We start from the raw sequence: 14,480 nt of genomic DNA on the forward strand, positions 1-14,480 counted from the left end.
GGCTCCGCGCCCGGCGCGCTTGTCCAACCCGAAACCGAACACTATCAACCCCAAGGACTCTCGTTATGAACGAGGGACGACCGGGGGGCAGGTCACCATCTTACCGAAAATGGATCACTCTCGGGGGTCTATCGCTACCCCCAAACCCAGCTCGTCAGACTTGGAGAATTCCCTCTCCACCGACACCGAACCATGTCCAACCGACCGCCCGATTGACCCGCGCCACGCCGTGGAGGCCATGCCATGGAGACGACTTCATCGAGACCAACCGAGGCGGGTTGGAACGCGAGCGGCGTCAAAGTATGCTTTACCCGAACCATGATGGCTATTACTCGGATCAGAGGTTTTCCTCATATTACGCATAAGTGTCGCGTTCACGCTTCGATGCAGGCCTTGATGTCAGCGAAGAGTGCTTTCAGGTGATGACCGGACATGTCGAGGATCGGCTCGAACATGAAAGAGTTCAGATGGATATTCTCTGGCGTCATCAGCGCAACTCGTTTGACCGCACGTAAGACCTTCTCGTCGCAATCTCCCGACCTTTCATATTTGCGGATCAGCTTGCTAGTCTGATTCTTCCGGATCGCCCCGACGTATTCAGGGTCGTTTATCTCGTCGATCAAGACTTGCTCTGCCACGAGCCTGATACCAACAGACAGCGCGATCTTCTGTTCGAGCGTCAGGTTGTCATCATCGAGATCGCAAATCTCGCCGCAGACGGACATGATCAGATCGAATACGCTTCCTCCTATGCCACTAAAATCCGTGAACGATCCTGCGGCTAGTACCGATTGATATACGGTATGGAGGTCTTGCACGGTTAGCGCCTGCGTCTGATCCTTCATATGGAGCAGAGAAGTCAGGGTCTGGAATGCCTCTTCATTGCCGACATACTCGGCAAGATTTCGGACAAAAGGAACCGACGCCACCAAGACAACCGGAGTCGTAAGATTGTTCTTCCAGGTCTCGAACGGGTTGTCACTGATGCTGTCGGGTATCAGCTGTAGTGCGCCATTCAGCCGGTTGCAAAGGAGCTTGTTATCACCGAAAACACCAAGACGACCCCGCACCGTTCTGTAGAAATCATAATTGTGGGTCAGAATAATAAGGTGGAAATTCTCTTCGGAGCGCATGTCATTCAGGTACTCGATAATCGCGTACTTATTTTTATAGTCAAAGGAATCTGCAATATCATCAAGCACAACCAGTGTCTCGATGCCAGCTTTCCGCCGCGCTTCAACCTCGAAGATAATATTCAGAATATACAGAGCGCGTTTTTCACCATTGCTGAGACCTTTATCCAGAATATTCCTGTCTGTTTTTCTAGGCGCTCCGTTATCGCGATCCTCCACATAGAACGTAATTTGCGGCGCGGATACATTCAGGACAGCATCACCCTTGTTTTCCACCTTGACTGTAAAAGGGACTGAGAAACGATCATTGAATTGGCTGATCACTGACTCCCATCGTGTTTGTTCTTTTTCGGCTTCGCCAATAATTTCCTTGATCTTCTCCTTACTAGAATCGTATTCCTCGATCAGATCGAAGTATTCGCTACTGCTTTCGACGAGATAAGAAATCCAGACCCGCTGCTTGAACGCGTCGATATCCGATAATTCTGCAACAACAAAAGGGTTCTCGATTAGATAATCCCGAAAGTTCCTGAGTTCCGCGGTCGTCAGTGTATTGTCTACTTTCTGGAACATCTCCGCGAGCTTCGGGTCCGTGAGGATTTTCTGTTTCTCGGACTCGATAGCGTCAATCAGCTCGGCTTCTGTTGATATTTCGCTACGTTCACCCTGATGGTTGAGGTTGACGGAATGGCCGCCATCGAACCAGCCGTTGGACTTGAGATTCTTAGCTATTGTCTCCGCGTTGCTGTGGTTGAACACGCCCTTTTTGAAGTAAAGGGAGCTATCGAGGATCTGCTCATAAATCTTCGTATAGTCGTCAATCAGAGTCTTGACGTCAGAGTTCTGCAAAAACTCTAAAACTTTGTCGCTAAAGAGCGTCTTATATTTTAGTCCGGAAAACTGGGAATGAGCTCCCTCTTTGACTTCACGCTCCAAGCGCGCGAGCGCCACTAGCACGTCTTCCTTTCGGACCTTGAAGGCTCCGGCGATTGCAGCATCGATATCTTTGCTCAGTCCGGACGGTTTTTTTAGAGCCTTGAATAGCTTTTCCTTCTTCTCCGCAATACTTCCGAAAATGTCGTCATACCGTGCTTTTAGCTCTTCGCTGGCGAGGAGCGTCGATATGCGTGACGACTGATATTTGTCATCAACAGAGTCGATGACAAAGACCGACTCGCGGTCGATTGCCTGGCCGCCCTCATCCGCAATCGATAATTCACTCACTCGTTCGGGGAAGAAAATGTCTTCTGGCTTCTTATTTAATGCGTATTGGCGCATGGTTTTTGCCAGCGAAGTCTTCATTACCCCGTTCGGCGCGTAAACGAGGACAGGCATATTGTTGTTGGAGAAGTCAAAAGTATGCTCTAGGGCGTCTATCCCGTAGCAATTCTTCATGCCGATGTGAACTTGCTGTACCATAACTATTTAAACCTCTTCTACCTCAACAAATTTGAGCATATCTTCGACTGATGTTGACTTTATGTAGCGCGCAGAACTGGCGTCTTTTCCTTCTGCAAGAACAGCGAAGTGTCGTTCGCCGCACTTAATCTTCGCCCCTTCTTTGTGGCGCAGGTCATCCCACCAGCCGCTACTTTTTGTCTCCACTACGAAGTAAAGTTTTTCGCCTCCGTCATCCTCAACCAGAACCGCCCAATCAGGATTATAGGTGCCCAGCGGCGTTGGCACCTTGAACCAGGGCGGAAGCTTAGCATAGACCTTCACCGCCTCATTGGCTTCAAGGTCTTCCGCAAACCGCTTCTCAGTGCCAGCTGAGTCATAAACAACATGCTGATAAACCGATTTTTGCGTCTCCAAGGTATTTTTTAGATATCCTGTCAGCTCTTCCTGTTTGAACAGCTCTTGAGCATAGAAATGGTCGTCGCCGATGCGCTGATAGCGAATGCCGTCCACTAGCGCGAGGCGCTTGGTGCGGTTAATCGCTTCTTCGGCAATGTCGATGAACTCTTGCGGATTCTTTTTGAAGTCGTGCAAACGACGGCTGTTCGTCAAGATTTCGACCAAGCTTTTACGCGTGAGGTGCGTCTTGTCCTGAAGATCGGTAAGCAGATCGGGCAATTCAATATCGCTCTCGTTTATCGTCGAGAATAACGACGTATCGCCCTCATTTGCCTGCACTCCCCCTTTGCCGATAGCGATGTCTGCCTTACGGAAACGAGCCCGTGTCTTGGTGATCGGCGGAGCGTCCCGAATAGCTGTCGCGCAGTCCTCGAGCAGCTTCGGATTGTCGAAGTCCACGCGATAGGTGGTCTTGTGCTTAATCCTGTCCCAAAGCTGCTTGAATTCTTCGCTCTCCAAAACTGCCTCGCGAGTACGGATGGTCACGCGCTCGTCGGCATTCTTGATATCCAGCTTGCCTGCAAGCTTGCGCAGAATGTCCTTGATGTCCGCTTCTTGCTCTCCGAATTCATCGGGTAACGTCAGCGTGTCTTCCTTCAACGCCGTACGCAGGGTGTCGAGCACTTTGCCCCGAGTATCCAGGAACCCTTCGCCCTTCAGGAAGTCCCACACCGCTTCCGACTTCTCCACGCCGAGCGGCGCGGTCGTGCCGTCGTCGGCAGTCACGGCGATGTTGGCGAACTGGTGTTTCTCCACCACGCCGAAGCGGATGCCCGTGTCCGCTTCAATCTCTTTCTGAAGGTTCTCGGCGAATTGCTCATAACTCTCCGTCGCGATGACGGTCAGCGTGTTCACATCGAAACCACGTAGGCGGTTTCCTTCCTGATTGACGCAAAGACGCAGACCCCGACCGAGCGTTTGTCGCCGCTCACGCTCAGTGCCCATGTCGCGCAGGGCACAAATCTGAAAGACGTTCGGGTTGTCCCAACCTTCTTTCAGTGCCGAGTGGGAGAAGATGAACTTGAGCTTCGAGTCAAAGCTCAGCAGCTTCTCCTTTTCCTTCATAATCAGGTTATAGGCGCGTTCTGCGTTGTCGCGGTTCGTCTGGTTGTTCTCAGCCGTTTCCGTCCATCCGCCTTTCTTGTCTATGGAGAAGTAGCCGTTGTGGACTTCATCCGCCTCGATATCGAGATCAACCTTCTCGAAGAGCGTCTGGTACGCTTCGCTCTTGGCGAGCTTGCGGTATTCTTCCTCAAACATCAGGGCGTACTTGCCCTTCACAATGTTCCCGTCTTCATCGTACTGGCGGTAGAACTCCACGCTGTCGATGAAGAACAGGCTCAGCACCTTCACATCGCGCTTTTGCGAAGCGAAGCGCATTTCCTTGTCCAGATGCTCTTTGATGGTGCGGCGTATCATCAGCCGCTTAAGATCGTCAGGGTTGACGCCGCCGACTTCTTCCCCTGGGTGAAGGGTGACTTCGCCGCCTGGCATGCTCAGCTCCATCGACTCATTACCCTTGCCGCAGTTGATCGTGCCTATGCGGAAGTTCTCGTAGATCGTGCGACCTGTCTCTTGCTCCAGATCGTCGCCGTCTTCGACCGTCAGGATATCTCGCCGCACGTTGCCGCCGCGCAGGAAGTCAGCTTCGATCTTCGCACTGATAGAGCCGCCTCGATTGTGGGTTGAGAGTAGCTTCACGAACGGTTTGTTGTGCCCGCCCTCGACTTCGAGCGAGGCAACCTCGATCTGCTTCACCAGCTCCCGCTCATAGGCGTCCACCGCGTCCAGGCGATAGACCATGTGGTGCTTGTCCACATGGGTTGCCGAATACCGCAGCGTACAAAGCGGGTTCATGTCATTCAGAGCTTCCTTGCCTTTACCCTTCAAGCCGCCGTCCACACTTTGCGGCTCATCCACAATGATGATCGGGTGGGTGGCACGAACAAGGTCGATGGGTTTTTCGCCGCCCGTCTTCTCGCTGTCCTTGTAAAGATTGTTCACATCCTTTTTGTTAATCGCCCCGACCGTGGCGACCATGATCTGGATGTTCGGACTCGTCGCAAAGTTCCGTACTTGGCCGAGTTTCGTCGAGTCATACAAGAAATACTCATACCCCTTCGCAATCGGGTAGAGGTTTTCGAAGTGGTTGCGGGTGATTTGGAGCGTCTTATAGACGCCTTCCTTGATCGCGACGGACGGGACGACAATCACAAATTTGGTAAAGCCGTAGCGCTTGTTCAGCTCGAAGATGGTGCGAAGATAGACGTAGGTTTTCCCCGTGCCGGTCTCCATTTCTACCGTAAAGTCACCGGTCGTCAGCGACTCTGACGGACGGAGGCCATTGCGGAGCTGAATGGTGCGTAGGTTCTCAAGGATTTCATCATCCAGTAACTCAAGGCGGTTACCGATGCCGAGTTCGCTTTCGGTGATACCGAAGGAGCCTTGCCCAGTGTCATCGGGGCGATAGGTAACGGTGAATTCCGTACGGTTGATTTCCTGTCCTTGAAAAAGATCAACGACCGATTCAATCGCTGTCTGTTGATAATCAAGATTGTCTTCAAAATGCAGTTTCATGTGCGTTCTCCAATCTTAAAGGCTGCGCACATGAGCGATGCCGTTCTGTTCCAGAATGGCGGTCATGTTGGTTTTAGCGATGTCATCCGCGAAGGCGCTATCGCGGAAGACGACTTGTGTGTCCGAAGCAGGCTCAAGTTCCTTATGCCAAGCGCTAATGTCTCGCGCCAGCGGCTCGATCTCGTTGTTTGCAATCTTCTCGTCAAGGCAAGCGAACAGCACACCGAAGCCAATGCTATAGACTGTTTTTCCTACGATACTTTTCTCTTCAATCGGGACGGTCAGATCGACACCGCGCTTGAGCAGCAATTCGTACAGAACGTCTTTCTCGCTCCGGCCTTCCTCCAAGTGCTCAGCATGATCGAGCAAGCTTTGCTCAAGATCAGCCATGTCAGGGTTCCAAGCGCGGATGTTGCTGCTGTCGAGCTTGAAGACTTTGAAGCCAAGATCACCTTTATAATCAGAGTTCTCTGCCTCGATTGAGGCTTTCACAAGCCGCGCTCGCTCTTTTCCAATCTCACATATGTTTGCAGGAAGCCCTTTCTTGGTTAGGTATCCAATCGCGTTTTTGCAAGTTTTTTTGGCCGTTCCCGAAGCGGCTTTCTCCATGGCATGGAGGTCTTCAGGAAGTTGAACCATAATTGCCCTACACGAGCTGCCGAGCTCAAGATTCAACAGAGAAACTGCGTGCAAAGTACTCGCTGAGCCTGCGAAGAAATCTAAAACGACGTCATCACTTTTGACTCCGAAGGCTTTGAACAAGTCCTTCAGTAGAAATTCATCTTTTGGATTGGTGAACAGTTTGTCCCCAAACAGTTTTTGCAGGCGTTTTGACGCCGAACGACCATCAACAAACCGCATGCTCGTTAAGCTTTGCTGTTCCGTGTCCTTCAAATAGGTCTTGTTGTTGGGAACAGTTGTGTGGTCGGCTCCAAAATGAACCCGCTTCTCCTTAATTCGTTGAAGTAGAGTTTCCTCAGGATAACGCCAGCCAGTAGAGGGCATTTTGCAGACCTCGCCCGTCACAGGATGCCTCACATCGTACACATATTGTCCGTCGTTGGGGCCTGAGATGTTGTCAGGAAAGTAGACGCCGCGCTCGTCCATCCAGCTGTAGTGCTTGCTGTCCCTTATAGGGTTTGAATCTGGGAAGCTCTTGTAGAACTCCAGAGCGGCTTTGTGGATTGCTTCCCAATCGTCCCCGTGCTCCCTCCGAAAGCCTTCGAATGCTTTATAAATTTCGTCCAAGCCAGCCTTCTTTTCGACCCACTCGCCGCCGTTCGCATCCTTGTTCTTGGTGAACACCACAAAGTATTCATGCTGCATGGATACATACATCTGGTCATTTTTGCTGCTGTTCTTCCAAATAATCTCACCGCAGAAGTTTTCTTCGCCAAAAACATCGTCCAAGAGTTTCACTAGGTTTGCGTTTTCGTTTTCATCAATAGATACAACAATTATACCATCGTCCCGCAGGAGGTTTCTCGCGAGTTTAAGTCGCGGCAGCATCATGTTGAGCCAGTTCGTATGCTTTCTTCCAGATGACTCCTTATTGCTGGAAAACTTCAAGCCCGCGTCGTCAACTTGGCCAGTGTATCGGAGGTACGTATCCAAGTTGTCTTGGTAATTGTCGGGGTACACAAACTCTTTGCCTGTGTTGTAGGGCGGGTCGATGTAAATCATCTTTATCTTGCCTGCGTAGCTCTTCTGCAGGAGTTTCAAGACTTCAAGATTGTCACCTTCAATGAAGAGGTTTTGCGTGGTGTCCCAATCGACGCTCTCTTCGGGGCACGGACGCAATGTACCAGTTGACGGTGTGAGGGCGATCTGGCGGGCTTTCTTCTTGCCGTGCCATGATAGACCATACTTCTCCTCACCGTCCGCTACCTGATCTCCAAGAAGTTGGCGTAGTGTATCGAAGTTGATGCCATCTTCGCTGAAGGCATCTGGGAAGATAGCCTTCAGGGCTTCGATATTCTCCTCGATGAGGTTCAGGCTCTCGCCATCCTCGTGTTTCAATGCGTCCATTGCTCTTTCCTCATAGTTCGTTGCGAACCGCTTCGATGCGGTCATTCAGTTGCTTAATCTTGGTATTCAGGCTGACCTGCGTTCCAAGATTTTTCTCGTTCTTCAGCTTGTTGCGGAGTTCGCTCCGCTCTTGATGAAACTTCTCGATCTGTCGGAGTGCCGCCAGGCGCTCCGTCTTGCCCTTCGGCGTCTTGCCCGCTTCGGCTTTAAGCGCGTAGCGTCCCGTATGGACGGCACAGTTCAATGCGATGATCCGCGCGACCGCATCCTGGTAGAAGTCGTACAGGTTGCGATAGCTGAAATTCGTGACGCGGAAATCGGACAAGAAGGCGGCCTGCGCCTCATCAGGCGCGGCCAATTCTATCCAGCCCGTGTCATAGCTACCTTCGGTAACGATCTTGTTCGCGTCGGCGCGGTTTATCCGCTTGTCGGCAGCGGTGATCGCCAGCCGTGAACCGCAGACGAAGACGATCAGGAGCGGATAGGGGATTGCCTTCTGGATGACCGATGCAATCCGAGCGTGACGACCTGCGGCGGTAAGCATCACCTGCAAGATCGCGATCTCAAGATATTCGCGCGCGTCGTCCTCAAGCTTGGGGATATTGATCGTTGAAGGCTTGATCGTGTAGCGCCATTCGATGCTGTCGATGTCTTCGACAAAGGCTTTCTTGTCTGTCGCACCTAGCTGCCCATGCTCATAAAACTGTTTCTTGAACAGGCGCTTGCCGAGGTGGCAGGCTTCGGGAACCGCCAAATTTTCGTGGAACTGATCGAAGGTGCGGATGTCTGTCATGGCGCGTTCACCACCATGTAGCTGATCACCTCGAAGTCCTCCATGCACTGGAAGCTGTCTTTGGTGAGGTTAGTACCGCCTCGCGAAAACAGGCTCTCCACACCTTTCTCTTCGGACTTGCCGACCACGCTTGCGACGGCAGCTTCCAACAGGGCGCGATAATGGCTCATGTCGCGCCCGTTCTTCGTCCTTGCGTTCATGCGAGCGACCGCATCTTTGTCTACTGAGCGCGTGCCGAGACCATGCTTTTTTAGGACATCGAGCACTTTCTTCGATTGCGTGAAAGTCAAGGCGACCTGACCATCGTCGCTGACATAGGCGAGGTAGTAGGGGGCGAGCGCGTAGCCGTCATCATTTCTGACGGGCTTACCCACGTTTTTCAGGCAGAAAACAACACCAGGTGGCAGACCGTCGAGCTTGAGCGCATGGTCGAGCGTTGCGGCAGCGAAAAGCCCTGTCGGAGCGCTCTCCAGCTCATCGAGGTGCTCCTTCATAAATGCCGATAAATCCATACGGAAGTCGTTCAGCGTTAGATCGGCAATCGACACCCCGCCGGACATATCTTCAAGATCAACCACGGTCTTTTGGAGTTGTTCGAGCTGCTTACGCCGATACTCCAAATCTTTCATTTGGCCTGCGCTGTCCTGCTCGATCACGTTCTCTTCGCCCGTCGCGGAAATATCGAGCAGCACCATGCGTCCGCTTACACGAGCCTCAAGGTTGATGTACTCATCCAGCTCCATGTTCGGCCAGAAGTTCACAAGCTGAATGACTTCGTTCTTCGAGCCAAGACGGTCGATACGCCCGAACCGCTGGATGATCCTTACAGGGTTCCAGTGGATGTCATAGTTGACTAGGAAATCGCAGTCCTGAAGGTTCTGGCCTTCAGAAATACAGTCCGTAGCGATTAGTAAGTCGATCTCTTCTGTCGCGCCCTCATCGATCTTGGAACGCTCCTTCGAGAAAGGTGAAAATGCTGCGAGCAGGCTGTCAAAGTTGTTGCTTTGGCCAGGCATGTTCGTCTTGTTTGTGCCACTACCCGTGATCTGCGCAGCATTGATGCCGAGCGTATCCTTAGCCCATCCCGCAATGTTTTCGTAAAGGTAGTTAGCCGTGTCGCTGAAGGCCGTGAAGACGACGATCTTGCGGTTGCCCGCGTTGATCGGGTTATTGCACTTATCAGCGATCAGATCGCGCAAGCCGTGTAACTTGGCATCTCGGGCAGCCTCGATCTTGCGTGCTTCTTCTAGCAACTCAGCCAGCTTGGTGCGATCATCCTTCAAATCTTGTCGCCAGCGGTGCTCATCTATGTCTTTGATGAGCACCTTCACCTTGCGCCCGATCAGATAGGCGTCGAATTCTGGATCATCCGTTTCGACATCCTCAATACCGAGTTCCTCGATATCGCTGGCGCTATGGTTTTCGAGCTTTTCAAGCAGGCTTTCCACTTCCCCAAGCAGCTTCTCAAGCGTTAGACCAAAGGAATTAATGGAGCTTTCCATGCGCTTGAGAAGGTTCACGCGCATTAGGTGGATGAGGCTCTGTTCGCGGTCGATCTGACGGAAGACAGACTGTCCGCCTTTTACCTGCACATCATATTTTCGGCTATATTCTTCACGCTTGTCCGCCCGAACATACTTTAAAGGCGAATAGGCGCTAAGGTTTAGCTTGCGGATTGTGCGGTTGATCTCACGCAGTGGCGGGAACTGCCCCAGCGTATCGATATCCGCTTTGATGTTGATCGGCTGGAGGCGCTCAGGGAATGAACCGATCTCAGATACATCGTAGTATTTCTCGATATGCTTGCGTGACCGCGCAATCGTGAGAAGGTCGAGCAGCTTGAAGTAGTCGAAATTCATGCTGTCGAGCAGTGCTTCGACCGTTCTTTCGCTCTCTTCATGGCGCAGCCAGTTGTTGAAGCGCGTCTGCGCCTTACGCAACGTCTCCTCAACGCTGCCGATACCCTGTTCACTGTAGGCACTATCTATGCCTTCGGTGATGAACGCGACCTGGTTCTTCAGGTCGTTCATGCGGTTGTTCACAGGCGTTGCCGAAAGCATCAGCACCTTGGTCTTCACGCCCGAGCGGATAATCTCGTCCATCAGACGCGAGTAACGCGTAAGCCCTTCCTTGGCAGAACTGGAATTGCGGAAGTTGTGCGATTCATCGATGACCACGAGGTCATAGTTTCCCCAATTCAGCGTTTCGAGATTAATCTCCCCCGACCGGCCTTGCAGGCGGGTCAGGTCGGTGTGATTCAGGACGTCATAGTTGAAGCGGTCTGAAGCGAGCAGATTGCGCTTATCGTTGACCGTGTAGACCGTCCAGTTGTCCCGAAGTTTCTTCGGGCACAGCACAAGAACGCGGTCATTACGCAGCTCATAGTACTTGATTACCGCCAGAGCTTCGAAAGTCTTACCCAAGCCCACGCTGTCCGCAATGATGCAGCCATTATACTTTTCAAGCTTATCGATAGCGCCAAGAACACCATCCCGCTGAAACTTATAGAGCTTGTTCCAGACGATCGTGTCCTTGAAGCCAGTCTTCGACTTTATGATGTTTTCCTCGTCGATATCTTCGAGGAAATCTTTGAAAATATTGTAGAGCGTCAGAAAGTAGATGAACTCGGGCGTCTGATCGTTGACGAGCTTTTCAAGCCTTTCGAGCAGCATCGCCTTTGCATCTTCAACTGCGGCGGGATCGTTCCAGATCGTCTCGAACCAGTCGAGCATTGCTTGCGTGCTCGGCGCATCCTTAGCGCACATATTCATGTGGAAGCGGTTGGACTCGGAGTAGCCAAAGCCCGTGGACGTAAAGGTAGAGCTACCCTGAATGCCTATCGCCTCGCCGTCCTTTCCTTCCGCAAGTAGAAGGTTCTGTCCGAACGCGCGAGGGTTCTTTGCAACCTTGATGTCCGCCTTTTCGGCCAACCATTTCGCGCATTCTTTCGCTATGCGGTTCTGGTCGAGGCGGTTCCTGAAGCGAAGCTCGAACTCATCTCCCGCTAGCGCAGCAGACATACCGTCTGCCATGTCGTTTGCGGGTTCTTGCGCCAGTACCAGGCGGAACCTGTCGAGCCCCTTGAGCTCGTTCTTAAGGGACTCAAAGCCGTAGATGGAAAACAAGCCCGAGATCACCGAAAGTTTGGTGCCCTCGGTCAGATGTTCACGCAGGGCGTCTCCGACCTTGCCATTCTTCTTGTTGTCCAAAAGCATTAGCTGCTCGCCCCGCTGTCCTTCATTCGTTCGTCAATCCACGCATCAATCTCTTGCTTTCTAAATCGCCAAGCGCCTCCAACCTTGAAGCCTGGGATCTTCCCCTCTGCCGTGAGCCGATAGGCTGTCTTTTCCGTTATCTTCAGGTAGGCCGAGACTTCTTTGATCGTCAGTATGTCGGTCTGCATGCGCTCAGCCTCGGAAAAAACAGCCACCAAGTGAGAAAATACGGGAACAAGCGGCAACTCACAACCCTTAGCTGAGTCCCGCACACAGGTCTCTAAGAAGAGACTTCCGCTGCCAAAGCTTTGAATGTGAGTAGTGTAAGGGCGTACATAGGTAGTTTTGGTCTTGAGCACCCTCCGTAAGCCCCACGCTCTCGGAACCGAACCACCTCTCCATGGGCAACACTTCTCATGAGCATCGGTTGTGGATATCGTCAGATAGGGACATGTGATGCGGTCGAACGACTGTTATCCTTGCGATAGGACGAGAGGCGTGCGACCTCATACGAAACAAGTGCAAGCCAACCGAGCGTGAAGAATGCAAATAAGACAAATAATTGACAAAATTAATGACGACCAGATTTTCGTTCCTGCTTTTCAACGAGAATACGTTTGGAAACGACCCGATGCGAAGGCATTGTTCACTTCACTCATAAAGCGATACCCGACGGGAACGCTACTAACTTGGGAGACGACCAATCCTCCTGAGCTCAAAGGTCAAAAAAAGTACACTAGTGAAATGGGCTCTGTGAAGCTGATCCTTGACGGTCAGCAGCGCATTACCACGATCTACATGATCCTCGAAGGGAAGCTGCCTCCATATTACAAACAGCCGGAAATCAAAAATAATGTCTTCGGGTTGTACGTAAACTTAGAGACGCTTGAGTTGGAGTATTACAAAAAACAATCGATGCAGAACAATCCGCTCTGGGTCAATCTGACGGAAATTTTTCAGGGTGACGTCAAAAGTTCAGATGTGCGAAAGAGCCTAAAGGCGAAAGAACTTCTCAGTGATGAACTAGAAGACTTGATCGACACTAATTTTGAGGTAGTCAAGTCGATCCAGGACAGGGAATTTCCTGAGCAAATCATTCCTGTTACAGCTTCTATCAAGGAAGCGATTGATATCTTCTATATTGTCAACGCAAGCGGCGTGAACCTCACCGACGCGGAGCTCGCCTTGGCCCAGATAAGCGGTTACTGGCCTGACGCTCGCGACCTTTTCAAGAAAAAGCTTTTCGAGCTTGAGCAGAATGGCTTCGTCTTTAAGCTCGACTTTATCATTTACGCTCTTCTTGCCGTGACCCATTCAATGGGCTCAGAGATGAAGCGCCTTCATAGTGCCGACAATCTTCAGGCAATCAAAGAAGCTTGGAGCCGTCTCGACAGTCAGGTTCTCGATTACGTGACAACGATATTGCGCACTCATGCTTATGTTGACCACTCCGATGAGATAAACTCCGTTTTTGCCCTCATTCCCCTGATCGCATACGTTTACAAAAAACCGAAAGGTCAGCTAACGGAAGCGGAAATCAAGAAGGCGGTAAAATGGTTCTACTATTCTCAGCTACGGCAACGATACGTGAGCCAGACCCCGCAAAAGCTCGACAAAGACCTGGCGACCGTTAGGGACTCGGATCAGCCGTTTGATGAGCTGCTCGGCGCTATTGAGCAGGAGCGCTCATTGACGATTACCGAAGGCGAATTCGTTGGTCGTGATATACGACACCCACTCTTCTCGCTCATGCGTTGGTACTTCAAGAGCAAGGGAGCAGTGTGCCTTACCAGCGGTGTGTCCATTCGTCAGAATATGGGCAAGAAGTATCTATTGGAGAAGGATCACATATTCCCCTACGCAGCGCTAAAGGCCAATGGGTACGATATTAACAATCGATTCAAGTACGCCCTTGCCCAAGAGATAACCAATCGCGCAGTACTCGCGTCCGTAGAAAACCGTGGCAAATCTGACCAGGCCGCAAAGGAGTACCTTCAGAGTGCCGCGGAGAAATTCCCGTCGGCTCTAGCCAAGCAGTGCATACCGAATGATCCAAGCCTTTGGAGCATCAACTCCTTCGAGAATTTTCTAGCTGCACGCAGGAAGCTCCTGAGCGATGAGTTGAACCAGTTTTTGTCCGGTATAACCGAGATGCAGCCCGAACAGGGCAAAGTAAGCATCTCAGATATGATTGCCGAAGGTGAGCATGACGGCTTGGAGTTCAAATCTTCCATGCGTTGGGACACCAAGGAAAACTGTTTAAACAAAGACTTGGAGAAAGTTATCCTCAAAACCATAGCCGCATTCAACAACGGCTATGGTGACGGAGGAACTTTGATTATCGGCGTTGACGATGATCGGAACATTCTCGGCCTCGAAAACGATTTGAGTACGCTAAAGGGTGATGATGCCGATGCATACGAATTACACCTGCGGAATTTGGTGAAGTCGGAATTTGGTATCGATTTTGCTGCGTCAAACGTCCGGATTCGCTTCCATGATGTGGAAGGCGAATTGATCTGCTCCGTGGAAGTGTCGAGAGGTACGTCGCCGTTGTTTGTGAAAGTCGCTGACAAGCACGGCGCGAAGAGTGAGAAATTCTTCGTTCGTTCTGGTAATTCTTCTGAGCCTATCAATAGCCCGAGCGAGATTTCTACGTACATCGCGAAGCGCTTTAAGGCCGCGTAGCTCCCAAGTGAAAACTTGGAATTTATAGGACGCATCCCTTCTGGTCGGGCTGTCGTGAACCGAGCACGCCTTTGGCAGTCTCGGCCAGTGGGCTTCCATCCCTTGCGCTGATCTGATGCCAGCCCGTTCGGGCTGACTTTCTCTTTCTTGTTGGGGTCTACGACCCCGTCCTCCGTCAAGACCAAGCCC

Annotated in this window: 7 protein-coding genes; 1 reads left to right on the forward strand and 6 read right to left on the reverse strand. The window is 51.5% G+C overall.

Going from position 1 to position 14,480, the window contains the following annotated elements:
- Positions 1–374: 374 nt before the first annotated feature.
- Genes EV663_RS09345 through EV663_RS09370 form a run of 6 tightly spaced genes read right to left on the reverse strand, consistent with a single transcriptional unit; the run spans position 375 to position 11,848 of the window.
- Positions 375–2,528 (reverse strand): ATP-binding protein, encoded by a 2,154-nt coding sequence (locus EV663_RS09345; protein ID WP_132951534.1) that lies wholly within the window; start codon positions 2,526–2,528, stop codon positions 375–377.
- Between the two features lie 30 nt (positions 2,529–2,558).
- Positions 2,559–5,567: a type III restriction-modification system endonuclease gene (locus EV663_RS09350; RefSeq protein WP_132951535.1), complete on the reverse strand. Its 3,009-nt coding sequence runs from the start codon at positions 5,565–5,567 to the stop codon at positions 2,559–2,561.
- A gap of 15 nt (positions 5,568–5,582) precedes the next feature.
- Positions 5,583–7,640 (reverse strand): site-specific DNA-methyltransferase, encoded by a 2,058-nt coding sequence (locus EV663_RS09355; RefSeq protein WP_243697924.1) that lies wholly within the window; start codon positions 7,638–7,640, stop codon positions 5,583–5,585.
- Positions 7,606–8,388 (reverse strand): DUF4391 domain-containing protein, encoded by a 783-nt coding sequence (locus EV663_RS09360; protein WP_132951536.1) that lies wholly within the window; start codon positions 8,386–8,388, stop codon positions 7,606–7,608. Before EV663_RS09360 ends, EV663_RS09355 begins: the two co-directional genes overlap by 35 nt.
- Entirely contained in the window at positions 8,385–11,603 is a 3,219-nt protein-coding gene (locus EV663_RS09365) for a helicase-related protein (RefSeq protein ID WP_132951537.1), read from the reverse strand. The genes EV663_RS09360 and EV663_RS09365 overlap by 4 nt, the downstream gene beginning before the upstream one ends.
- Complete coding sequence (locus EV663_RS09370) at positions 11,603–11,848, reverse strand: helix-turn-helix domain-containing protein (protein ID WP_425057136.1); 246 nt, start codon at positions 11,846–11,848, stop codon at positions 11,603–11,605. The genes EV663_RS09365 and EV663_RS09370 overlap by 1 nt, the downstream gene beginning before the upstream one ends.
- Before the next feature lie 298 nt (positions 11,849–12,146).
- Here EV663_RS09370 and EV663_RS09375 point away from each other — a divergent pair, with 298 nt between their 5' ends.
- Positions 12,147–14,291 carry a GmrSD restriction endonuclease domain-containing protein gene (locus EV663_RS09375; RefSeq protein ID WP_132951538.1) on the forward strand — a complete coding sequence of 715 codons (2,145 nt, stop codon included), beginning with the start codon at positions 12,147–12,149 and terminating at the stop codon, positions 14,289–14,291.
- The last annotated feature ends 189 nt before the right edge of the window (positions 14,292–14,480 follow it).

The sequence above is a fragment of the Rhodovulum bhavnagarense genome (assembly GCF_004343505.1).
GTDB lineage: Bacteria > Pseudomonadota > Alphaproteobacteria > Rhodobacterales > Rhodobacteraceae > Rhodovulum > Rhodovulum bhavnagarense.